This is a genomic window from Dyella sp., assembly GCF_035503745.1.
Classification (GTDB): domain Bacteria; phylum Pseudomonadota; class Gammaproteobacteria; order Xanthomonadales; family Rhodanobacteraceae; genus Dyella_B.
The window spans coordinates 105,190-128,731 of the sequence record NZ_DATJTC010000031.1 but is presented as its reverse complement, the minus strand read 5'-3'; the positions used below and the strand labels follow the sequence as shown (position 1 = coordinate 128,731).

Here is a 23,542-nt window from a genome sequence, read left to right as displayed (position 1 = left end):
TATCCGCCATGTCACCGATCAACCGCCAATTGCGCCTGAAGACCCGCCCGGAAGGCATGGTCAAGCGCGAAGACTTCGACCTGCACCAGGCGCCTGTGCCGGAACTCAAGGACGGCCAGTTCCTGGTACGCGTGCTGTACCTGTCGATGGACCCCACCAATCGCGTATGGATGAGCGACATACCGCAGTACATGCCGCCGGTGGCGATCGGCGAAGTGATGCGCGCGCTGGGCATGGGTCGCGTGGTCGCGTCCAAATCCGAGCACTACGCCGAAGGCGATCTCGTGCAGGGCTTGCTGGGTTGGCAGGATTACGCCGTCATCGACGAGGGGCGGCGCAAGGATTACGTCAAGCTGCCATCGCGCGCGCCGGTGCCGCTGCCGACCCTGCTCGGCGCCTGCGGCTTCAGCGGCATCACCGCCTATTACGGCCTGACCGAGATCGCGCCCGTGCAGGCGGGCGAAACGCTGGTGGTGTCGGCAGCGGCAGGTTCGGTGGGTTCCATCGCCGGCCAGATCGGCAAGTTGCGCGGCGCGCGCGTGGTCGGCATCGCCGGCGGCGTGGACAAATGCCGCTACCTTGTCGACGAGCTCGGCTTCGATGCGGCGGTCGATTACAAGGCCGACAACTGGAAGCAGGCACTGGCCGATGCCACACCCGACGGCGTGCATGTCAACTTCGAAAACGTCGGCGGCCCGGTAATGCGCGCGGTGCTGTCGCGCATGGTCAATGGCGGTCGCGTCGCGCTGTGCGGACTGATCGCCAACTACTCCAGCGGCGCACGTCCCAGCGACGATTACAGCATCATCATCGTCAAGCGCCTGACCGTGCGTGGTTTCCTGGCCTTCGACTGCCACGACACGCACAAAGCGGTGCACGATCTGGTGAGCTGGGTGGCAAGCGGCAAGATCAAGGCCGAGGAGACCATCGAGGAAGGCTTGGAAAACGCCCCCGTCGTGCTCAACAAACTGTTCGATGGCAGCCATCGCGGCAAATTGTTGCTGCGCGTTTCCAACCAAGCGTAGGGGCAGATCGTCGCCAGGCATCGTTCATCCGGTGCCTGGCGATGCGGCCATGCATTAGAAGCTATAGCGCGCGCCAGCGCTCAATACCGTCGCCTTGGTATCGCCGCCGGCCACTTGGCCATCCAGGTTGGCAAATGCGGCCCAGTGCTCGCCGAGGTCCGCATGCAGACCCACGCCGACCCAGCCGCTGTTGCGCGGCGAATTGACGCCTTCCAGCTCGAAGGTTGCATGGGGCGCGCCTGCGTAGGCGGCGGTGAATCCAAGGTTCTGCCCGCCAAGCACGCGCTGGTACAACGCAAAGCCGCTCAGGGACAACTGGCCGGTGCTCCACGTCCAGCGATACGCCAGGCGCGCGCCGACCTGCGCGTAGCTCTGGTTGAAATCGTCGGCGGGCGCGGCGATGCCGAAACCGCCGGCACCCTGTTCGGCGATGGCGCCGCGATCCAGGTGTTCATCGCCCGCCGAAACGAATGGCGTGGTAGTCCAGGCGTCGGATTTGGCATCCAAGCCCGCTTCCAGATACGCCGAAGTCATCTGGTCGTTGCGCGAACTGGTGATCGGCGCCGGTATCGTGCCCAGCACGCCCCAGCGGCTGGTATTGCTGTGGATCCAGTCCGAACCGATGCGGCCGGTGATGTAGCCGTTGCCGAATCCGTACTTGCCGTACAGCATCACGCCCGTGCTGCGCGAACTGCTGTTACCGCCCTGCAGGTCGTAGTTGGCGCCCAGCCGGTTCCAGTCCAGCCCTAAGCCAAGCGTAACGTCATCGGCAAGCTTGGCGTCGTAGCCGGCCACGGAACCGCCGCCGTTGTAATGACCGGTGGCGTACCCGGTCTGCGCGATGTCGCCGCTCGCGCCCGTACCCTGGAACCAAGCGCCCTGCTGCGACTGGCCACTCCCCACATCGGCCAGTCGATCGGCCACCGTGCGGTTGACGATACCGGCTTGCTCGAACGTGAGCGCTTGCGAGGAGGCCAGGAACTGGCCGGAGAGGCTGTCGATCGAAGCCGCCGCCTGTGCGATGGAGCTGACGTGCAGAAAGTCGCCCGCGGCATCCAGAAAGGCTTGATGGGAGCCCGGATCGGTGGCGGCCCACTGGTTCGCCTGCACCAAGGCACCTTGGATATGCTGCGCGGTCTGCTGTGTTGTCGCCACCGCCGGCATCGCCGCTTCGGCCACCGCGCTGACCGATGTCTGATTGAGCGCGACATCCACCTGTGTGCTTGTGTAGGACACCGTGCCGCTGGTGTAGTAGGCGCTGCCATTGACCTCCAGCGAGCTGAAGGTGCCCACGATGCCGCCGTTGGCGGTGATCAGCAATTCTTGCGGCTGCGGCGTGTAGCCGGCAGGGATATCCACCACCAGCAACGATTTGTTCAACGTCGCCGTGCCAGTGATGGTCAGCGGGCTGGTCAATTGGATCTGCGTATTGATATTGGGTCCGGTGGCCGATTGCGGGCTGCTCACGGAGTAATTGCCGTTGATCTTGTACGGGCCGTTGACCGTGTCGATTTCGCCACCGTTGATCACGTTGCCGATGATCACCGAGCCCTTCTCGCCCGTCAGCGTGCCCGACTGATTGACGGTGACGTTGGTGGTGATGTTTCCATCCACCACCAGCGTTCCGCCGTTGACGGTCGCGCCGGCGGCACTGGTGAAGGTCTGGTTTCCCTCCAGGAAAAGGAAGCCGCCATTCACCGTCACGCCGCCGATGGTGTTCATGCCGGTCAGCCAGAGATCGCCGGCACCGTCCAGCACAATGGAGCCGCTACCGGTCATATTGTTGATGAAAAATGCCGTCGTGCCGCTGGGAACGTTGACCTCGAACGGGCCCCAGGCGAGCTGTCCCGGTCCATGGACCGCCTCCGCCGCGTTGACCAGGCCATAGCCGTAATAGCTCGGGCTGCCCAGGTTGGTGGCCGTTCCTAGCAGGGTTTCCTGCACGTTGGTGTCGCTAAAAAACGGAAAGCGCTGCCACACCAGCGCGGCAACGCCGCTCACCACGGCGGCCGCTCCGGACGTGCCGTCGCCGGCGCCGGTCGAGAACGGTGTGTTGGCGACCGGCGAAACATAGATGTATCCGGGCGCCGCCAGGCACCACGGCGCGGCGACGCCGCATGCATTGGATGTCGCGGTGGTGTCCAGCCCCGTGACTTGTCCGCTGGCGTTGATCGCCACATTGACCACCGCCAGCCAGTTCTGTTGCAGGCTCGGCTCGTAATAAGGCAAGCCAGCCTCGACGCTTGGCTGCGACATGCCCGAGTTGCCTGCGGCCCACACCATCAACTGCCCATTGGCCGCCGAATACCGCAGCAGCGAATAGTCCTGCGTCACCAGGGCGTCGGTGGAGGACACGCCGGTAATGGATGTCGTGCTGCCGTAGGAGTTGTTGATGATCTTCACGCCTTGCAAGTTCAAGTCGCCCAGCGCCTGCTGCGCCAGGCCGATATCCACGTTGCCGTTGTCGTCGCCAATCCGCGCGATGTACAAGAGCGACTGCGGCGCCACGCCGCCTTCGAAAGGAGCGCCCCCCGAACCAAATGGATTGGCGGTGCCGCCGATGATTTCCGCCATCATCGTGCCGTGGCCTGCGCCGTCCTCCGGGATGGTATTGAGCGGGTCCTGGTAATCCTTGAACCATGTGATGCGATTGACCAGTGCGGGATTGACGCTCTGCGCACCGCTATCGAGGATGCCAACCTTCACGCCCTGCCCCTGATTGCCGGTAGGGCTTTGCGGGGTGGCCCACGCAGTGGCCACCTGCGCTGGGCCAAGCTGCGCATCCAGCGGGCTGTAATAGTTGATCGCAGGGGTGGGAAGCGGCGTCGGACTGCCCGTCAAGGCCACCGGCGCAGGCCCCTGCGTAGGCGCCGGTGCGGGAGCCGGCGATGGCCCCGACGAAGGCGCCGGACTAGGCGCGGGCGACGGGCGCACATTGCTGTTTCCACCACCGCCACCGCCGCATGCGGTCAAGGATGCCGCGAGGGCCAAGGTAACGGAAAAAGCCAGTGCGTTATGACGGCTCAACAAGCTCATGCGTACGCTCCCTGTTTGGATATGCACGGTCGATGCGCGGCGACGCTCATGCCGCCGATGTCATCGATGGAAAAGAAAAAGCCACCCTCATTTCAGCGCTGGCTGCGCTGGGCAGGCGTGAGCTGGAACGTTCGTAAAAACAGTCGGGAAAGACGCTGCTCGCGGCAGCGTAGCGGTGTGCCGGAGATGACGTGCATGCGCGTTGAAGTCATTGTCGATCCCTCGAACCCCTGGCAAGCCGGCGGCAGATTGCGCGCTGCAATCTGTCCACTCTGCAGGAGCCATCGCCGATAAAGGTTCCGTCGTCGCTCCCTTCCGGCGATGACGAATCGACCTTGCGCACGTTGCACGCGATGCTCCCTCGCGCCGCTGCGCGGCACGAGGTGGATACGCCGGTGCAGGCCCCCTGTTCAGGCCCTCATGCTACGGCATATTCCTTTCCCGGTGCATAGGTCAGTGGTACTGGCAAGATGCGCGCAATGCCTGCCGCATTCGAATTATCTTGCGACAACGACCGATCCCCGAAGGTTGGCGCCACGCACAGGCCCTACCGATCCGGCGAACCGGCGCCCAGCAGTTGCCCGTTTACAGTGGTGCCGTAAAGCGATTCGGGCGTGTCGTGATACGCGGCGCGCGTGGCCGCTATCGAACCGGTGAAACGCGGATCCTGCGGACGCTCGTGCGCGTCCATGTAATAGGCCACATCCCATGCATCCTGGTCGGTCAAGGTATTGCCGCGACCCAGCGGCATGTTGGCCTTGATGAAGCCCGCGGCGTTGTTGACCTGCTCCATCCCCGCACCCCAATTGAACGACTCTGGTCCCCACAGCGGCGGAAACACCGTGCGTCCGGCCGCCTGCTGGCCCTGGCCGTCGCCGCCATGGCAAAACGCACAATCGCGCTTGAACACGGCCTCGCCGCGCCCATAGTCGGGAGCCAATGCGGGCTTGGTCAGTTTGGGATAGCCGCGGCCGGGCAGCGAACGGCCGATCGGCTCGCCCTTGGACATCCAATAAGCGTAGCTTTCCAGCGCCACCAGCACCGGATCGCCCAGCGCCGGCGCCTTGCCATTCATGCTGTAGTTGAAGCAACCCTGCAACCGCTCGGCGAACGTGTTGACGTGATGATTTTTGCTGCGATACGCCGGATACAACGGATAGGCGCCCCACAGCGGCGCCGAATGCGCCAGGCGCCCCGCATCGAGATGGCAGTTCTCGCAATTGAGCTGATTGCCGACATACGCCTTCGCGTAACGGCCCGTGTCGATAAATATCTGCCGGCCCAGCGCCACCTGTTTACCGAAGTCGTCGTCCGGGATCGACGACTCGGGCGGCGGCGTGAAGGCGGCTGGTTTCCTCGGCGCCGATGTAGCAGGTGCGGGCGCTTTCGCGATAGGCGCCGCAGCTTGCGGAGCGCCGTGATCGCACGCGGCCAGCGACAGCGCGGTGGCGATCAACATCAAGCGTGCGGGTTTCATGGCTGCGGCTCCTTCGGCGGCATCGCCGGTTGCGCGGCATACCACGCGCTGACCGCGGCGATATCCGCCTCGCTAAGCTTCGCGGCCACGCTCTGCATCAACTGCAGCGGATCGTTGCGGCGCGAACCTTGTTGCCAGGCATGCAACTGATTGGACAGATAGACGGCCGATTGACCGCGCAAGGGCGGGAAGTGATCGCCGACGCCGATGCCACCGGGTCCATGGCATTGCTCGCAACCCGGCAGCGACGCCGTCCAGTTGCCGCGCGTCGCCAACTTTTGGCCGGCCTGCGCCGCATCGCCGGCAGGCGCGGGCGACGGCGCCGACATCGGAATGGGAAGCTTGCTGTAGTACTCGGCAAGCGCATCGCGCTCGGCATCGCTCAATCCGCTTGCGACCGGCTGCATGGTGGCGTTGACGCGCGTGCCGTTGGCAAAGTCGTCCAGCTGCTTGCGCAAGTACGCTTGCGGCAGTCCGGCCAGGCGCGGAAAACCCGCCGCACCCTGCCCGCCGCCATCGCCACCGTGGCAGGCCATGCAGGGCGCCACGCCATGACCGTTGCCTTGCTGTGCAATGGTCGCGCCGTTGGGCGTGCCGGCCCACGCCTGCGATGCGCACAAGGCGAAAAGAACCATCCAGGCGGCGCGTGCGCGGTTCATGGCGCGGGCGGCTGGAAGCCGTACTTGCGGTAGATCGCCTGCGCTTGCGGCGACGCCATGAAGGCCAGGAAATCCTTGGCGGCCTGCTCATGCGGCGCGGCTTTCAGGCGTGCCGCGGTGTAGGTGGCGGTGACGTTCTGGTCGGGCGCAATGGCGATGGTTTCCACCGGCCGATGCAGGATCTGCTGCTGGAAGTACGCCTCGGTCGACCATACCGGCGCCGCATCCGATTCGCCCTGCAACACACGCAGCGGCGACTGGCGATGATGGATGGTGGTGAGGTAAGTGCTGCCGTCTTTCAGCTTGGTCTGCATCACCGCGCGATCAAGTGCGTCGCCGCCGGCCTTTCGGTAACTGGCCTCGATCTGTTTGGCGATACCTTCCCACTTCGGATTGGGCATGCTTACGCGCACGTCGGGGCGGCCCAGATCCTTCAGCCCTTCCACATGCTTGGGGTTGCCCTTGGCCACCAGGATCGCCAGCGGATTGCGCGCGTAGTCCACCGTGTCGGCAAACCACCCGTGTTCTTTCTGCAGGTCGGCGATCGAACCTTTGCCGCTGGTGAAGATGTCGGGCTTGAGCGCGATGCGCAGGTTGCCCATTACCAGCGAACCGGTTTCGATCTGTCTGGCGAGGATGCCCGGCGGCAGCGTTTCCACGTAGACGCGCCGGTATTGCCGGTAGCGCTGCTTGAACGCCTCCACCAGGTCGTGCACCACCATGAACTGGTTGCCGGCGAAGAATACCGTCAGTTGCGGATCGGCAATGTCGCCATGCAGGTCGGCGATGGCATCGAACGGCGGCACCGCGAACGATACGCCACCGGTCGGCGGCGGATTCCACGGCGGCAGATAATCGTTCTGCCCGGCGCTGGCGCCGCCGCATGCGGCGGCCAGCAGACCGGCCAGCAACACGCGTTGCCAGCGACGGTTCAAGCGTGGCGACATGATGGGCTCCCGTGTCTTACAGCGGCAGCAGGGCGTAACCCTTCTGCTCCAGGATGGTGACGGTGGTCAGCGCGGACAGGCTCAGCGTCACATCCTTGGATGCCCACTCATTGGGATAATGATGCTCAGCCATCGCCTGGCCGCATACGGCCACGTCCACGCCCGCCTTGCGCAACTGCGCGATGGCGGCGAGGTTGGGATTGGCGGTGCCAAACTGCGCCTTGTAGTGCGCATCGTCCAGCACCAGGCCGGTGGCCGCACCCGATGCCACCGCGACGAATTTCAGGTGATCCAGCGGCACCCCGGACGCCACAAACAAATTGACCGTGCGCGCCACGCGCTCCAGGCCCGGATTGATTTCATTGGGCTTGTCGCTGCCCTTGGTCAGCGAAAACACCACTTTGTAGGTGGCCGCCGGATCGGGCTGGTAAGCCGCCTTGGGCAGCGGATGGTAGGCGCCGGCGGCGGTGATCGCGGCCGGTGGGTTCTGGGCCAGGGCGATACCGCCGCCGAACAGGCCGACGGCGCAGGACAGCAACAGGACTGAACGTTTCATGCTTGCATCTCGCAGGGCAACGCAGGTTGCGACGCGGCAAGGCTACGCCGCTGGCGGCCATCAGGCTACTTGGTGTTGCCTATACGACAGATAAGATCGCCTTATCGGCGTCCGGCATCGGGTACCATGCACCCATGAGCGAGCAGCCCACCACCCACTTCGGTTTCCGCGACGTTCCGGTCGGGGAGAAACAGAAACTCGTCGGCCAGGTCTTCACCTCGGTCGCCCACAACTACGACCTGATGAACGACCTGATGTCGTTCGGCATCCATCGCCTGTGGAAGCGTCACTTCGTGGCCGTCAGCGGCATCCGGCGCGGCGACCGCGTGCTGGACCTGGCCGGCGGCACGGGCGACATCGCCGCGCTGATCAAGCCGGTGGTGGGCGCCGATGGCGAGGTGATCGTGGGCGACATCAATGCCGCGATGCTCAACGTGGGCCGCGACCGCCTCACCGATCGCGGTGTGGTGTCGGGCCTGCGCTGGACGCAGTTGAACGCCGAGGTGCTGCCCTTCCCCGACAACAGCTTCGACGCCGTCACCATGGCCTTCGGGCTGCGCAACGTCACCGACAAGGACAAGGCGCTGGCCGATATCTGCCGCGTGCTGAAACCGGGCGGCCGCGCGCTGGTGCTGGAGTTCTCCAAGGTGCAGAGCGAGCTGTTCGGCAAGCTCTACGATTTCCATTCCTTCCAGGTATTGCCCAAGCTCGGCCGGTTGTTCGCCGGCGACGCGCAGAGCTACCAGTACCTGGCCGAATCGATCCGCAAGCATCCCGACCAGGAAACGCTCAAGTCGATGATGGAACACGCCGGCTTCGGCCGCGTGGAAGTGCGCAACCTCAGCAACGGTATCGTGGCGATCCATCGCGCGTACAAACTGTAAGCGGCGACTGCGCGCAACATTGCGCTAGAAAGTGATGCCTGCCACCAGCATCGATTCGCCCAGGTTGGGCAGGTGCGTATTGGCATTGGAGCTGTGGCGCACGCCGATCATCCAGTGCTGGAACTGCCAGCCGAAGGTAAGGGTGAATTCATAGCAGCCGCTCAAGGCGGGCGTGTGCCCGGTGTGCAGCGTCGGCTGCACGCTGGCGAAAAACGGAGCGAACCATGCATCGGCCGCACCGAAGTGAAAGCGCAGCCCGGCGGCAACCATCCAGACGTCATCGCGCGTGGAGTAATGCGCATAGACGCGGCGCGGATCGCCACGACCGGAAACCCAGCCCACGCCGGCATCTGGCGCCCAGGTGATGTTGGTGCTGCCGATGCTGTGCTGGTCGAACACGGCTTCGCCGAAGGCGGCCGCGGCAGCCTGGTTGGTGGTGAAATGTTCGCCCATGAAACTCCATCCGCCCTCGACGGAGAAGCTGGGATCGGCGGCGCAAGCGGGTGATGCGATGCAACTGGAGGTCAGCGCACACACAGCCGCTGCCAGTTGACAGGGGACTGCAATAGCTTTCATTGGCGACAACCTGGATACGAATGCTTTTAGCGCACGTATTCAGTCGACCAAGCTATAAACCCCTGCCATTGCCCGCATAAGCAACGTACTTGGCAAACCCTCACGCGAAGTATGCAAGCTACTACCGAAACGATTACCGCCCCGTTCGCGATACCTGAAAATTTTGCTATGCCGATGCTCGCGCAAGCATCGGCATATATCGCTTGCGCTTAGCCGGCGCGCAAGTCTTGCAACAAGGTGCCCGAGCGCAGGGTGTCCTGCTCGTGGTCGCGGTCGCGCCAGGCTTCCTTCAACGCCTCCACGTACCAGCGCTGCATCGAGGGTAGTGCCAGCATGCGCTGAACATAGGCGCGCGCGGTGGCATCGACCTCCAAACCATAGCTTTGGATGCGAAAGACGACCGGCGCATAAAACGCATCGACGGCGGTGAACGCGGCACCCGCCAGATAAGGGCCGCCGAATCGCTGCAGGCCTTCCTGCCACAACTCCTGCAGGCGCACGAGATCACGCGCAAGCGCGGGCGGTGTCTCCGCCAGTTGCAGGCGGATGCCGCAGTTCATCGGGCAATGGGAGCGCAACGCCTCGAAGCCTGAGTGCATCTCGGCGGCGGCGCTGCGCGCCCACGCGCGCGCCACCCGGTCGGCGGGCCACACCTTGGGATGGTCCTGGGCCACGTATTCGACGATCGACAGCGAATCCCACACGGTGATGTCGCCGTCGTGCAGGCACGGCACTTTGCCGGTGGGCGAAAACGCGCGGAAGGCGGTCCAACTGGAGGAAGTGCCCGCCTGGAACGGCGTGAGCTTTTCCTCGAACGCAATGCCCAGCTCGCTCAACACGATCCACGGCCGCAACGACCACGAGGAGTAATTCTTGTTGGCGATGTAAAGCGTGTACATGCAACCCCCTTCGATTGATACAGACGCAGGACGATTTACGATTCGCAGGTTTGCTCGGCCGCCACCGCCTGCGCGGCAGGCTTGGCGGCGCCCTTGGCATTGGCCAGCGCAACGCCGCCCACGGTGATCGCGCCGCCGATCAAGGTCAGCCAGCCCGGTTTTTCGCCCAGCCATACCCAGCCGATCAGCACCGCGATCGGCGGCGAAAAGTAGATGAAGCTCGACACCTGCGCTACCGGCGCGCGCCGCAGCGCCGCGTTCCAGGCGAGATAACCGGCGAACGTCGGTGCGACGCCCAGCCACAGCAGCGCTGCGATATGCTTCCACGGCGCCAGCGCCAACGCGTGCGACAAGCCGAGTCCGAACGGCACCGAGCCCAGCGTGCCGGCGAAGAATCCGAACGCGGTCACGCCGATCACGTCGTTGCGCGCAAACAGCGGCTTCTGGCCCACGAAGAAGATCGCGCAGGCGATCACGCTGACCAGCACCAGCGCGGCCATCGGCTGAAACTTCACCTCCTTGCCGCTGGCCAGCACCACCAGCACCACACCCACCAGCGCCACGCCAAGGCCCAGTGCGCGGCGCGAGCTGATGCGCTCGCCGAGCCAGAACGCCGAGAGCGTGGTGGTGGCCGCCGGCACCAGCGCGATCAGGATCGCCGCGGTGCCGCTGGCGATGCGTGTTTCGGCTTCGTTGAGGCACAGGTGATACACCGTCAGGCCGACGACGCCGAGCACCGCCAACGGCAGCCAGTCGCGACGCTGCGGCAGCGGCGTGCGCTTGAACCACATCAAGCCGGCAAAGCACAGCGAGCCGATCGCCAGGCGCGCCAGGGCCACTTGCCCCGGCGTGAACGAAGGCAGCGCGTAGGCAATCGCCGCGTAGGCGGACGACCAGGTCAGCAAGGCGATGGCGATGTAAATCAGGGCACGCCCGTCCAGGCGCTCGGCGCTGTGCATGGGTCAATTCCGTGGGGAGGGAATGGTTCAAATCCTAGTCTTGCCCGAGTCACGGGTGAATAATGGTCCCGCAACCGCTCCGCTTGTTTCGCCATCGAACGGAATACAGATACACGCCATGACCTACGAATCGAAACCCGAATGGGACGCCAAGGATTGGCAGCTGCTGGAAGCCCTGCAGCACGATGCCCGCCTGGGCTATGCCGAACTTGGCCGCAAGGTGCGACTGTCGGCACCGGCCGTCGCCGAACGCGTCAAGCGCATGGAGGACGCCGGCGTGATCACCGGCTATCGCGCCGTGATCGATCCGAAACGACTAGGCTACGGCATCGAGGCGATGGTGCGGCTGCGCTGCGATGGCGGCATCTGCGCGCGCATCGGCAACATCGTGGCGGACGTGACCGAAGTACTCGATTGCCGCCGCCTCGCCGGCGAGGATTCGGCGCTGCTGCGGGTCGTAGCCATGTCGATCAGCCATCTTGAGGTGGTGCTCGATCGCCTGCTGAAAATCCATCCGAGCATCAGCACCACGACGCTGATCGTGCTGCAGACGCCGCATGCGAACCGCTCGATCACACGCGTGATGTTCGACGCCGCGCGCAAGCTGTCGGAAGACTGATGCGCCGGATCGCCTGACGGCAAGCCCCTTTGCACGGCTGGCGCAAAGGGGCTTGTGCGATCAGTGCTGGTTATCGTCTTTGCGCTTCGGCGGCGGCTGGTGTGTGTTGCCGTTGTTCTGATGCTGCGGCTGCGGGTGAGCCGGCGGCGCCGGATGTGCCTGCGGCTGCGGGTGAGGCGCGGGCGCATGCTGCGCGGGGGGTTGCGGACGCGGCGCGGGCGCGGCTGCCGGATGCGGCGGTTGCGGATGCGCCGGCTGCGCTGCCGGTGCGGGATGGGGCGCCGGGTGCGGTGCTTGCGGCGCGGGACGCGCTGCCGCCGGCTGCGCGTGAGGCATCGCCGCTTGCGTATGCGCCACCGCGGCAGGATGCGCGGGAGCCGCCGCATTCGCGGGCTGGTGCACGATGTTCGGGCGTGCCGCTTCGGTAACGTGCGGCGCTTGCGCCGGACGCGCCGCCTCCGGTGTGGCATGCGGCGCTGCTGCCGGCGCATAACCGGCATGGCTGAAGTTCGGCACGCTCATCGGCTGCCCTGCCGGATGCGGATGGGCAGCCTCGTTGCGGGCAAGATTATTGGGGACGTTGGTGGGCGCACCGTTGTTGAACGTGCGATGGTCATTGACGGTGTTGTAGCGGTTGTTGGTGACGTTGTTGATGGTGGTATAGCGGTTGATGACCGTGGTCGAGCGCGACACGTAGGTCTGATTGTTATAGACCACTGCCGGATGACGCCGGCCGCCGCCGTTGTAGCCGCCACCGCCACCGCCCCAGTTCATGCCCCACGAATGCCAGCCGCCGTGGTGGCTGTCGAGCAGGCTGCCGATGACGATGGCCGCCCCGAACGCCACCGCGCCCACCGCCACCACTTCACCGGTGCTGTAGCCGGGCTGCACGTACTGATAGCCGGGGTAGTAAGCCACGTCGCCGCCGTAGACGGTCTGCGGATCGTAGCTGGGCACGTACACCGCGTCGGGCTGTGCCGGTTCGATCTGGATGATCTGCCCTGGCGGCGGCACCACGTCCGGGCCGGCATACACCGGCGGCGCGCCGCTCTCCACATAGCCGCTCTGATCCTCGCTCTGCACGACCTGCTGCGCGGGCTGGGTGACCACTTGCTGCTGCGCGGAGCTGCGCAGGTTGCCTTGCGCCGCCGCGCGCTGGCGCATCACCTGGATGGCATTGAGCACGTCGGTGGGATCGTTGGCATAGGCCTGGCCCAGCGCGGTGGTCCACTGAACGTTCTGCGCCATCTGGCTCAGCACGGAGGGAAACTGCGTGAGGCCTTTCACGCTCGGATCCCAGCTCTGCGGCTGCACGGCGGCCTGCAGCAGGTCGCCTTTCAGATTGGGGTTCTGCGTGACCAGGTTTTCCGCCGCCGTGATCTGGTCCGGGTAGGTGGATCCGGCCAATACTTGCGCCACCAACTTGTCCGGGAACAGCGCGATCGGGGCGACCAGCTGATAAAGCTGATCGGCGCTCGGCGGCGTATAGGCCTGCTGCGCGGGCGCGGTGGACGACGAAGCCGGCGCGGTCGAGGACGCGGCCGGTGCGTTGCCGGCATTGGATGCCTGCTGGCTGCAAGCGGCCAGCACCAGCATGGTTGCGCAGAGGCCCGCGGCAATCGCCGGGCCGGTGGAATAGCGTTTGGTCACTGGGACACTCCTTCGTAAAACCCTGGCGGGTTGGCCGGTGCGCTCCCTGCGGCGTCATCCGGCCACGGATGAAAACGGCTGTGAGTATGCCTATGCCATGACGATAATTGGGCTAATGCGCGCTAAACGTTCCGCGCGTTTTGCCGCCATCGGGCAAACCGGTAAGCTCCGCGTCAGCCGCGCCACGGCGCATCGCCTCCTCCCGCCGTACGGGTAACCCGATCATGCGCACGATGTATCCCGAACTCGAACCCTATGCCACGCACCGCATCGCGGTGAGCGGCGGGCACACGTTGTACGTGGAGGAATGCGGCCATCGGCAGGGGCTGCCTGTAGTGTTCCTGCATGGCGGCCCGGGGGCGGGATTGTCGCCGTACCACCGCCGCTTCTTCGATCCGGCGCGCTACCGCATCGTGCTGTTCGACCAGCGCGGCGCGGGACGCTCCACGCCCTTCGCCGATCTCACCGACAACACCACCTGGCATCTGGTCCAGGACATCGAGACTTTGCGCGAACACTTCGAGATCGAACGCTGGATCGTGTTCGGCGGCTCGTGGGGTTCGACGCTGGCGCTGGCTTATGCGCAGACGCACCCAGAGCGCGTGCTCGGCCTGGTGCTGCGCGGCATCTTTCTATGCCGCCCCGAAGAAGTGCGCTGGTATTACGAGGAGGGCGGCGCATCCTGGATCTTGCCGGAAAAATGGCAACGCTACGCCGCCGCGATACCGCCGCAAGAGCGCGGCAACCTGCTTGACGCCTACTGGAAGCGCTTGACCTGCGACGATGAAAACGTGCGCCTGGATGCGGCCAAAGCCTGGGGCGCATGGGAAGGCGGCGGCATTACGCTGGAGGAAAGCCCGGAAACCGAGGCCAGCTTCGCCGCGCCCGAAGTCGCATTGAGCCTGGCACGCATTGAAGCGCACTACTTTCGCAACCATGCGTTTCTGCAGCCAAACCAGCTATTGCGCGATGTCCATCGCCTGCGGCACATCCCCAGCACTATCGTGCACGGCCGCTACGACATCATCTGCCCCGCGAAGAACGCCTGCGACCTTGCCGCCGCGTGGCCGGAAGCGCAACTGCGCATCGTGCTGGCCGGACATGCCGCCTCGGAACCGGCGATCGTCGATGCACTGGTCGACGCAACCGACCGCCTCGCCGACCGCTACTGCTGAGCCGGCGACGGCACCGCATCATTGGTACACATGCAAATGATTGAAGATCCACGCGTAATACGAACGCACCAGCCCCTTGTCCGCGCAATCGGCATACAGGCCGTTGCAGCGTTCGCGCAATGAGCTGAGCGCGGAGAAGTACGGATCCATCGGCAAGCCCGCCGCCTTGAGCACCATGCCCGGCAGGTGCGCGATATCCAGCATCGGGTAGGACGGCAACGGCGCGCCCGGCACGTTGCTCTTGATCATGTAGTAGGTGAGGTAATCCCGGTATGGCACCAGTGCCGGCGGCAGCGTGCGTTGCAGCTGGCGCATCTGGTCGTCGAACGAGGGCTGGTGATCGCCAAAATGCACCAGCATGGTCGGCTGCGCGCGATCGAGGAAATCGTGCTCCAGACCCTTCATCGCCGCATCTGAGTCGTGCAGGCGCTGCAGATAGGTATCGAAGTTCAACGCCGCGACCGGAGACAATCCTTGCAACAGGTTCTGGAACTGCTTGGGCAGGGTCGACATCGGATCGTCGTGCGGACCGTGCTGGTTGATGGTCAGGACCATGATGAAAACCGGCTGCCCCGGCTTCTTCAGCTTGTCGTACACGCGCTTGGCGGCGGCGAACATCTGGGCGTCGGTTTCGTCCCAGTCGTCCAGGCCCAATTCCGCCGCGCCGTAGAAATGATCGACGCCGTAGCCTTTGTATGCATCGCGACCGTTGAGGAACACGCCGTTGGTGGGATAGATCGCCACGGTGAGATAACCCAGCCGCTGCAACTGGCGCGGCAGCGAGTCGCGCACATGCGGCGCAAGCACGTAAGGCGCATACATGCCGCCCGGCCCGAAAATGTCCTGCGGCATGCCGGTGAGCGCGGCGAACTCGCTCACCCACGTGCCGCCGCCGAAGGTGTGCACGCGCATCACGCCGGTGCCGCGCGTACGCGCATCGGGCTTGAACATGTCCGGCTGGCATTCGGGCACCGTGCAATGCGCGTACGGCGCGGGATCGAAGGTGCTTTCTTCCAGCACCTGCACGATGTCCGGATACTGGCTGGGATCGACCGTACCCGGCGTCGCCGCCGTGGCGGTGGCCTGCCAGTCGCGCTCGGCCGCGTCATCGCCGGCCATCGCAGGCAGATGCACGCTCGAATCGCGCAGGTTGACGAAGAAATTGGTGAGCGCGGCATCGTCGGACATCTTTTCCCACGTGCCGCGCTCGTGCACCTTGGCGAAGGGACCGGAAGGAAGCAGGCACACCCAGAACAGCACCACGCACAAGGCCAACCCGCCCAGGCGCAAGAACGCCTGCGGCAACGCACGCCAATGCGCAAAGCGCCGGCGGTCGCACGACCACGCCAGCCACAGCACGATCGGCACGGCAATGCTCACGCAAATGCCCACGCTGTAGAGATTGGGATAGCGACGCAACGTTTCCAACAGACTGGAGCGCACGTAGTAGACGAAGTCCGCCGGCATCAGCGGCGATTCGAGGTACTCCTGCTTCAACACCGTGATCGCGCGCAGCAGCAGAAACAGGCCACCGCCCAGCACCAGCGCAAACGCCGCGCGCGCAAACACGAAAAAGGCGGCGCCGGCAACGCACACCATCAGCGCCAGCACAAAGCAGCGCTGCTCCAGCAAAGGCTCCTGCCAGGCGGTAAACCAGCAGCAAATGACAAAAAAAACCAGCGCGCAGACCGTAGTCGTGCGGTTTCGCGAAATGCGAAACGGAATCGACGGCATGGAAGAAATCCCCCTGGTGTGGCGCCATCTCACGGGACGGCGCTTCGTCTTGTGGTTGTCAACAGCTTGTCATTTTAGAGCCTTTTCACCAGCGATAGGCCTGCCGAAGACCCTGAACGATGCCGCATGGCCGGCCGATTCATGCCCCGTTCGCCTTCAGCCCGGCCATCCCCTCAACGCCGGCCGCGCGGCGACACTCGCCCGCGCCCTCCTTTCCGCCGGAACGCCTGCATCCGGCATGTCCGCAAATACCGCACGCTTGCCGGCACCGCCATCTACGCTTCGTACGCACCGATGCAAAGTCGATGCACTTCGTCGATCCACAAGGAAGAGGCTTGTGACTATCAACCCGCGATATGGCTCGCTTTCCGGCAACGACATCGCGCGCGCTCAACCGGCCCCAGCCGATACGGATGACTGCCCCGGCGAGACGACGCCCCAGCCGGCCGGCATAGCCGCTCAACAGTCGCCCTGGCAGACGCAGGCCGGACAAGGAAGCGCCGCGGCGTCCATCCGCGCGCAAAGCCCACCGCCCTACGATCCCGCCGCGAGGTATCGCAGCGGCGACACGGTGAGCATGAACGGCAAGGTTTATACGTTGATGATGGCCGCGGGAGCGCCCAAGATCATGGGCGTCGCGCCGGACACCGACGCGTCATTCGGCTCTAACCCCTGGTGGTACCAGGGCCAGGTCAAAAATTTTCATGATCCCTGGTCCAACAGTGCCACCGCGACACCCGCCTCGGCCGGTGAAAGCGCCAACGCCCAGCCGAACATCCGCGTCACGATGCACGCAAGCAAGGTTGTCATCGACATGCCCGTGCAATTCAGGGGCAGCGGATTGACGCCGCAGCGACAGGCCAGGATCACCAACGCGATCCAGAAAGCATGGAGCGGCCACTTCAGCCCCTACGACGTCACCACCAAAGTCACCACGCCACCGCCGAATGCGTCGCCAAGCCAGATCAATACGATTACCGTGCTGGACCAGCCCGGGTATTCGGTCACCGACAAGAACAACGTCACGCTGTATACGTCCGAACCAGGCCAATCGCCATATTCGAGGTCGCAGTTGGGATTTGTCGCCGCGCACGAAGCCGGCCATCTAATGGGCGAGCCCGATCATTACGCCTTGACCGACGTCAACGGCGTTGCCGGCCATGTCTCCGATCCCGGTTACGAAAACAACATCATGGGCGAAAAAGGCGGCATGGTCGATCAAAGGAATATCCAAAGCATCCTTCGGCGCACGTCGTAGCACTGCATGGGTAAGGCGACAGCGCATCGCGCGGCCACCGGCGACAGCTCGTTTTGCGCCGTTATTGGCGCAAAAAGCCCGTCGAAAGCAGCGAACAGTCATGCATATCTGTTAGCTTCATGCCCTGCTCGCCTTTCGCCGGAACCCTCATGCCGCTTCGTGACTGCCGTTCGACCGCTCTCGCCCTGGCCTTTTTGCTGGCCGGATGCGCAAGCCCCAAGCCGGCCGCACCGCCGCAGGCACCGGCGCAGCATCTGGCCGACGGCGTGCGCGCCGACGTGGCGGTGCTGGAAACCACAGACCTGCATTCGAACATCCTCAGCTACGACTACTACAAGCAGAAGGCCGACCCCACGCTGGGCTTCGAACGCACCGTGACGCTGATCCGCAAGGCGCGCACGCAGTTCACCAACAGCTTCCTGTTCGATGCCGGCGACACCATCCAGGGCAGCGTGCTGGCTGATTACCAGGCACAGGTGCAGAAGATCGATTGCACTCAGGAGCTGGCCATCTACAAGGCGATGGATGCCATCGGCTACGACGGCGGCACCATCGGCAACCATGAATTCAACTACGGCCTGCCCTATCTCTCGCAGGTCACCGGCACACCGATGAACGTGGACGGCGGCCGCACGCAAGCCTGCGCCGGCCCACACTATCCGCTGGTGCTGGCCAACGTGGACAGCGCGCGCGACGGCAAACCGATCTTCAAGCCGTGGACAATCATCGAGCGCAAGATTGCCGCCTTCACCCCGGACGGCAGCGAGCTTAGCGTGCCGTTGCGCGTGGCCATCATCGGCTTCACGCCGCCGCCGATCATGCAGTGGGACAAGCAGAACCTGCAGGGCAAGGTCACCGTCACCGGCGTGGTCGAGGCGGCGCGCAAATACATGCCCCAGATCCAGGCGCAGCATCCGGACCTGGTCATCGCGATCCTGCACGGCGGCTTGAATACATCGCCCTATACCAGCGACATGGAAAACGGTGGCTGGTACCTCGCCGGCGTGCCGGGCATCGACGTGTTGTTGCTGGGCCACGAACACGTCCAATTTCCGGGGCCTCGTTTCGCGCACATGCAGGATGTCGATGACCAGCATGGTTTCGTGCGCGGCGTTCCCGCCGTGATGGGCGGATTTTTCGGCAAGGACCTGGGCGTGATCCGGCTTGCGCTGGTGCGCCAGCACGGGCATTGGGTCATCGACAAGAGCAAGACCTTCAGCCAGGTGTGGCCGATCTGTCCGCCCTCGACGATCGCGGGCAAGCTCACCGTTTCGGCCGCTCATTGCGTGGCCGCCGATCCGCAGGTGTCGCTCGCCGTGGGCAAGGTGCAGCAGGCGGCGATCGACTACGTCAACACGCCCATCGGCCAAAGCAAGCTGCGCATGAGCACTTATTTCGCCGACGAAGGCGACATGAGCGCGCTGGCACCGGTCAATGCCGCGCAGATCGACTACACCAGACACGCACTGCCGGCCGTCCATCCGGAACTGGCCAACGTGCCGGTGCTCGGCTCGGCCGCGGCATTTCGAACCGGCTTCGGCGGCCCAGACGATTACACCGACGTCATGCCCGGTCCGCTGACGCTGCGCAGCGCGGCGGATCTGTATTTCTATCCGAACACGCTGACGGCAGTGAAACTCGATGGCGCGGGCGTCAAAGCGTGGCTGGAAATGTCGGCCGGACGCTTCAACCGCATCGACCCGAACGCAACCGGCGAGCAGCCGCTGATCAACGCGAAGTACGTCGGCTACAACTTCGACCAGATCCAGGGCGGCATCGCCTACGTGATCGACGTGTCCAAGCCGGTCGGCCAGCGCATAGTGAAGTTGACCTACCGCGGCAAGCCGATCGCGCCCTCGCAAACTTTTGTGGTGGTGACCAACAACTACCGCGCCAGCGGCGGCGGTCACTTCCCGGGCCTTGACGGCGGCAACGTGGTGCTGGCCGCGCCTGACGGCACGCGTGAGATCGTGGCGCGCTGGCTGCAGGCGCATCCTTCGCTCGATGCCAAGGATCTGCCGCCGGCCTCATGGCATTTCGCCCGGCTGAAAACGCGCGGCACGGTGGTGTTCACCTCGGCCAGCGGCAAGCAGGCCGTGGCGCAGGCCGATGGTCTGCACAACGTGCGCCAGCTGCGCGACAACGGCGACGGCACCGCCGTTTACGCCATCGACCTGTCGCACTGAAAGCCGGCAAAAGCCTGCCGGACCGGCCCGCCTCGCCTGGAAGGCCGGGGAGCGGCGGGGCGCCCATGCCTGTCGTGGGCACCCCCATCCGCCAACCCGGCAACACGTACTTTAGTTTCGCAAGCAACCATTGACAGCCGCTGCAGCGCACAACTAAGGTCGATCCCATGTCGCCACTTTTCACGCCAGCACGCATGCAACACACCCCGGCCAACGCCGGGCGTGCAAGCGTTTTTGCCGCGACGATCGCCACGTCCATTACCACCACTACCGGAACCGGTACGACCGGCTCTGGGTGGGTGTCCGTGCGCGAATAAGGTTTTTCACACGCAACGGCCCCCTCGACGAGGCGGGCCGGCCATCACCGAACCGCCACAGCGAAAGGGGTCTCTACCGGAGGCCGTCATGGACAGCTGTGCACCACTCATCGCCGAACACCCTCATCGCCTGCCGCCGATCCCGGCCGCCAGCACGCGCCGCCGCACGCTGGCACTCGGCCTGATCGGCCCCGGACGCGTGGGCGGCGTACTGCTGACCCAACTGCGCGCGGCGCAGGCACGGCTCGCGCGCGAAACCGGACTGGAGCTAAAGCTTCGCGGCGTCGCGGCGAGCCGCCGGATGTGGCTCGATTGCGACGACGCCGAACTCAATGCGCAACACGATGCGCAAACCTGGCGCCCCACCAATCTCGACGAATTTGCCGCCTATGTCCGCGGCGAAGATCAACACCACGCGATGCTGATCGACTGCAGCGCCAACGACGGCGTGGCCTCGCACTATCCGTACTGGCTTGCCTCGGGCCTGCACGTGGTGACGCCCAACAAGCTGGCCAGCAGCGGTCCGCTGTCGCGCTGGCAGGCGATTCGCGCGGCGAGCCAGCACGGCGGCCGCTTCCGCTACGAAGCAACGGTGTGCGCGGGCCTGCCGGTCGTGCAGACGCTGCGCGACCTGCTCGATACGGGCGACCAGCTGTTGTCGGTGGAAGGCATGTTCTCCGGCACGCTGGCATGGCTGTGCTGCCAGTTCGACGGCTCGCGTCCGTTCTCGCAACTGGTGCGCGAGGCGCATGCGCTGGGCTACACCGAGCCCGATCCGCGCGATGACCTTTCGGGCATGGACGTGGCGCGCAAACTGGTGATCCTGGCGCGCGAGGCCGGCTGGCCGCTGTCGCTGCCGGATGTTCCGGTGGAAAGCCTGGTACCTGCACCTTTGCAGGTGCTGCCGCTGGATGAATTCATGCAGCGGCTGGACGAACTGGACGCACCGATGGCCGCGCACCTTGCCGCGGCCCAGGCCGAGCGCGGCGTGCTGCGTCACGTGGCCAGCCTGGACCATCACGGCCGCGCCCAGGTGCGCCTGCAGGTATTGCCCGGCGCCCACCCCTTCGCGCATACGCGCCTGACCGATAACATCGTGCAATTCCGCACCCGGCGTTACTGCGATAATCCGCTGCTGGTACAGGGCCCCGGCGCCGGCCCGGAAGTGACGGCCGCGGGCGTGTTCGCCGATCTGCTGCGCATTGCCGAATCGCTGGAGGTGCGCGCATGAACGCTCCACTTGCCACGAAGTCCCACATGTCCGCGCACCCGCTCCAATCTGCCTGCGCCATCGCCTACGCCAGCGTGGGCAACGTGGGCGTGGGCTTCGATATCCTGGGCCACTGCATCGAAGGCGCCGGCGATCGCGTCGAAGTACGGCGTATCGATACGCCCACGGTGCGCATCGCCGGCATCCACGGCTGCGTGGACGTGCTGCCCACCGACGCGGCACAGAATACCGCCGGCATGGCCTTGATGGCGCTGCGCAAGGCGCTGGGCTTGCAGTACGGCTTCGAGTTGTCGTTGCACAAAGGCATTGCGCTCGGCTCGGGCATGGGTGGCTCGGCTGCTTCATGCGTCGCAGCGCTAGTGGCGGCGAACGCCTTGCTCGAGCGTCCGCTGCCGCGCGAAGCGCTGTATAACTTCGCGCTCGAAGGCGAAGCGGTGGCCAGCGGCGGTCGCCACGGCGACAACGTCGGACCGATGCTGCTTGGTGGCCTGGTGCTGGCCACCCGCGAGCGGCTGGTACGCGTTCCGGTGCCGCCGACCTGGCATTGCGCGCTGGTGCATCCGCATGCGGTGCTGGAAACGCGCAAGGCGCGCGCGGCCCTGGCCGGCGATTACGCGCTGGGCGAATTCGTCGCGCAATCGGCCAACCTGGCGCTGGTGCTGGCCGGCTGCTGGCGCGGCGACGCCGCGCTGGTGCGGGAAGGCTTGAAGGACGTGCTGATCGAACCGCGCCGCGCGCCGCTGATCGCCCATTTCGCACGCGTCAAGCAAGCGGCGCTCGATCACAACGCACTGGGCGCAAGCATTTCAGGCGGCGGTCCCAGCGTATTCGGCTGGTTCGAACACCGTGCCGAGGCCGAAGCGGCAGCCGATGCGATGTGCGCGGCGTTCGCCGAAGCGGGCCTGGATAGCGACCGCTTCGTCGCGCCGGTCGATGGCCCCGCTGCCGCATTGACTACTTCACCCGACGAGGACGACGCAGCATGAGCGTGGCGTTGCGATACTTGAGTACGCGTGGCACCGCCCGGGCAGCCACGCTGAGCGAAGCGATCGCCGCCGGGATGGCGCCGGACGGCGGCTTGTACGTGCCGGAGCGTCTGCCCGCACTGCTGCTGGAGCAATTCGACCCCGACGGCAACCTCGCCGATACCGCCGCAACGCTGCTGGCGCCTTTTTTTGCCGGCGATGCGCTGGCCGGCGAACTGCGGGCGATATGCGCCGAAGCGTTGACCTTTCCCACGCCGCTGCGCGCGTTGCCGCAGCATCCTAAAACCTCGTTGCTGGAACTGTTTCACGGCCCGACCGCGGCATTCAAGGATGTCGGCGCGCGCTTCCTGGCCGCCTGCATGCGCCGGCTGCGCGGCGATGGCGCGGCACCGCTGACCATCCTGGTGGCGACCTCCGGCGACACCGGCGCGGCGGTGGCCGCGGCCTTCCACCGCCAACCCGGCATCGAAGTAGTGATCCTGTATCCGGATGGCCGCGTGTCGCCGCGCCAGGCGCATCAGCTCGGCTGCTTGGGCGACAACGTGCATGCACTGCGCGTGCAGGGCCGTTTCGACGATTGCCAGCGCATGGTCAAGGCCGCCTTGAACGATCCGGCGCTGCAGGCGCAGGTACCGCTTTCTTCGGCCAACAGCATCAGCCTCGGCCGACTGTTGCCGCAGATGAGCTATTACGCGCACGCGGCGGTCGCACGCTGCCGCGAGCGGCGCGAACCGCTGAACCTGATCGTGCCGACCGGCAACCTGGGCAATGCGCTCGCCGCGCAATGGGTGCGCACAACGGGCTTGCCGGTGAGCCAGATCAAGCTGGCCTGCAACGCCAACGCCACGCTGCCCGATTTCTTCGCCGGCCACGACTACGCCCCGCGCGAGGCCCTCGCGACACTGGCCAATGCGATGGACGTCGGCGCACCCAGCAATTTCGAGCGCCTGCGCTGGACGCTGCCCGACAACACTTTGCTGCGCGCGCAGATCCAGGCGCAAAGCGTGGACGACCGCACCATCAGTACGACGATCGCCACGCACGCGCGCGAACACGATGAAGTGTTCTGTCCGCACACCGCCACCGCCATGCATCTGCTGGACCAACTGCGCGAGGCCGGCAACCAGGCGCCCTGGACGGTGGTTGCCACCGCGCACCCGGCGAAGTTCGAAAGCGTGGTCGAGCCCTTGATCGGACGGCCGGTGGAGGTTCCCGTCGCGCTGGGCGCGATGCTGCAGCGCCCGTCCTCGGCCGAGGCGATGGCCGCCGAGGACGATGCCTTGCGTCGCTGGCTGCTCGAACGGGCGACGCGCAAGGCGCCCGTGCTCTCCTGAACGCAGGCGCGCCGCGCAGACTTGCCGCCCCGCC

At 65.3% G+C, this 23,542-nt stretch carries 19 protein-coding genes; 9 read left to right on the top strand and 10 right to left on the bottom strand.

What is annotated here, in order from left to right; translation table 11 throughout:
* Positions 1-8 precede the first annotated feature (8 nt).
* A complete protein-coding gene (locus VME63_RS12735; RefSeq protein ID WP_325433729.1) occupies positions 9-1,025 on the top strand; it encodes an NADP-dependent oxidoreductase in 1,017 nt (338 codons plus the stop codon).
* A 54-nt stretch (positions 1,026-1,079) separates the two neighbouring features.
* Here the strand turns inward: VME63_RS12735 and VME63_RS12730 are convergent, their stop codons facing one another.
* The 5 genes from VME63_RS12730 to VME63_RS12710 form a co-directional block, all read right to left on the bottom strand.
* Positions 1,080-4,061 carry a S8 family serine peptidase gene (locus tag VME63_RS12730; protein WP_325433728.1) on the bottom strand — a complete coding sequence of 994 codons (2,982 nt, stop codon included), beginning with the start codon at positions 4,059-4,061 and terminating at the stop codon, positions 1,080-1,082.
* Positions 4,062-4,608: 547 nt separating this feature from the next.
* A complete protein-coding gene (locus tag VME63_RS12725; RefSeq protein ID WP_325433727.1) occupies positions 4,609-5,538 on the bottom strand; it encodes a c-type cytochrome in 930 nt (309 codons plus the stop codon).
* Positions 5,535-6,197, bottom strand: a complete 663-nt coding sequence (locus VME63_RS12720) for a c-type cytochrome (RefSeq protein ID WP_325433726.1) — start codon at positions 6,195-6,197, stop codon at positions 5,535-5,537. The genes VME63_RS12725 and VME63_RS12720 overlap by 4 nt, the downstream gene beginning before the upstream one ends.
* Entirely contained in the window at positions 6,194-7,144 is a 951-nt protein-coding gene (locus tag VME63_RS12715) for a substrate-binding domain-containing protein (protein ID WP_325433725.1), read from the bottom strand. Before VME63_RS12715 ends, VME63_RS12720 begins: the two co-directional genes overlap by 4 nt.
* 16 nt (positions 7,145-7,160) lie before the next feature.
* The gene (locus tag VME63_RS12710; protein WP_325433724.1) at positions 7,161-7,700 is read right to left on the bottom strand and encodes a DsrE family protein; all 540 of its coding nucleotides are present in this window, start codon (positions 7,698-7,700) and stop codon (positions 7,161-7,163) included.
* A 134-nt stretch (positions 7,701-7,834) separates the two neighbouring features.
* Here VME63_RS12710 and ubiE point away from each other — a divergent pair, with 134 nt between their 5' ends.
* Positions 7,835-8,584 (top strand): bifunctional demethylmenaquinone methyltransferase/2-methoxy-6-polyprenyl-1,4-benzoquinol methylase UbiE, encoded by a 750-nt coding sequence (ubiE, locus tag VME63_RS12705; RefSeq protein WP_325433723.1) that lies wholly within the window; start codon positions 7,835-7,837, stop codon positions 8,582-8,584.
* A 24-nt stretch (positions 8,585-8,608) separates the two neighbouring features.
* Here the strand turns inward: ubiE and VME63_RS12700 are convergent, their stop codons facing one another.
* From VME63_RS12700 to VME63_RS12690, 3 genes are all read right to left on the bottom strand, one after another.
* Positions 8,609-9,037, bottom strand: a complete 429-nt coding sequence (locus VME63_RS12700) for a lipid A 3-O-deacylase (protein ID WP_325433722.1) — start codon at positions 9,035-9,037, stop codon at positions 8,609-8,611.
* 332 nt (positions 9,038-9,369) lie between these two features.
* Positions 9,370-10,059 carry a glutathione S-transferase family protein gene (locus tag VME63_RS12695; protein WP_325433721.1) on the bottom strand — a complete coding sequence of 230 codons (690 nt, stop codon included), beginning with the start codon at positions 10,057-10,059 and terminating at the stop codon, positions 9,370-9,372.
* 35 nt (positions 10,060-10,094) lie between these two features.
* On the bottom strand, positions 10,095-11,018 hold the full coding sequence (locus VME63_RS12690; protein WP_325433720.1) for a DMT family transporter: 924 nt from the start codon (positions 11,016-11,018) through the stop codon (positions 10,095-10,097).
* A 118-nt stretch (positions 11,019-11,136) separates the two neighbouring features.
* Here VME63_RS12690 and VME63_RS12685 point away from each other — a divergent pair, with 118 nt between their 5' ends.
* Complete coding sequence (locus tag VME63_RS12685) at positions 11,137-11,637, top strand: Lrp/AsnC family transcriptional regulator (protein WP_325433719.1); 501 nt, start codon at positions 11,137-11,139, stop codon at positions 11,635-11,637.
* A gap of 60 nt (positions 11,638-11,697) precedes the next feature.
* On the opposite strand, the gene VME63_RS12680 is transcribed toward VME63_RS12685, so the two are convergent.
* Positions 11,698-13,287, bottom strand: a complete 1,590-nt coding sequence (locus tag VME63_RS12680) for a DUF3300 domain-containing protein (RefSeq protein ID WP_325433718.1) — start codon at positions 13,285-13,287, stop codon at positions 11,698-11,700.
* Between the two features lie 224 nt (positions 13,288-13,511).
* On the opposite strand from VME63_RS12680, the gene pip reads away from it, so the two are divergent.
* Positions 13,512-14,462 carry a prolyl aminopeptidase gene (gene pip, locus VME63_RS12675; RefSeq protein ID WP_325433717.1) on the top strand — a complete coding sequence of 317 codons (951 nt, stop codon included), beginning with the start codon at positions 13,512-13,514 and terminating at the stop codon, positions 14,460-14,462.
* Between the two features lie 18 nt (positions 14,463-14,480).
* On the opposite strand, the gene VME63_RS12670 is transcribed toward pip, so the two are convergent.
* A complete protein-coding gene (locus tag VME63_RS12670) occupies positions 14,481-16,196 on the bottom strand; it encodes an LTA synthase family protein (RefSeq protein ID WP_325433716.1) in 1,716 nt (571 codons plus the stop codon).
* Between VME63_RS12670 and VME63_RS12665 the strand changes: the two genes are divergently transcribed.
* The 5 genes from VME63_RS12665 (at position 16,126) to thrC (ending at position 23,508) form a co-directional block, all read left to right on the top strand.
* A complete protein-coding gene (locus VME63_RS12665; protein WP_325433715.1) occupies positions 16,126-17,454 on the top strand; it encodes a hypothetical protein in 1,329 nt (442 codons plus the stop codon). The genes VME63_RS12670 and VME63_RS12665 overlap by 71 nt on opposite strands.
* A gap of 149 nt (positions 17,455-17,603) precedes the next feature.
* Complete coding sequence (locus VME63_RS12660) at positions 17,604-19,640, top strand: bifunctional 2',3'-cyclic-nucleotide 2'-phosphodiesterase/3'-nucleotidase (protein ID WP_325433714.1); 2,037 nt, start codon at positions 17,604-17,606, stop codon at positions 19,638-19,640.
* A gap of 405 nt (positions 19,641-20,045) precedes the next feature.
* On the top strand, positions 20,046-21,188 hold the full coding sequence (locus VME63_RS12655; protein ID WP_325433713.1) for a homoserine dehydrogenase: 1,143 nt from the start codon (positions 20,046-20,048) through the stop codon (positions 21,186-21,188).
* A 26-nt stretch (positions 21,189-21,214) separates the two neighbouring features.
* Positions 21,215-22,174, top strand: a complete 960-nt coding sequence (locus VME63_RS12650) for a homoserine kinase (RefSeq protein ID WP_325433712.1) — start codon at positions 21,215-21,217, stop codon at positions 22,172-22,174.
* Positions 22,171-23,508: a threonine synthase gene (gene thrC / locus VME63_RS12645; RefSeq protein ID WP_325433711.1), complete on the top strand. Its 1,338-nt coding sequence runs from the start codon at positions 22,171-22,173 to the stop codon at positions 23,506-23,508. The genes VME63_RS12650 and thrC overlap by 4 nt, the downstream gene beginning before the upstream one ends.
* Positions 23,509-23,542 lie beyond the last annotated feature (34 nt).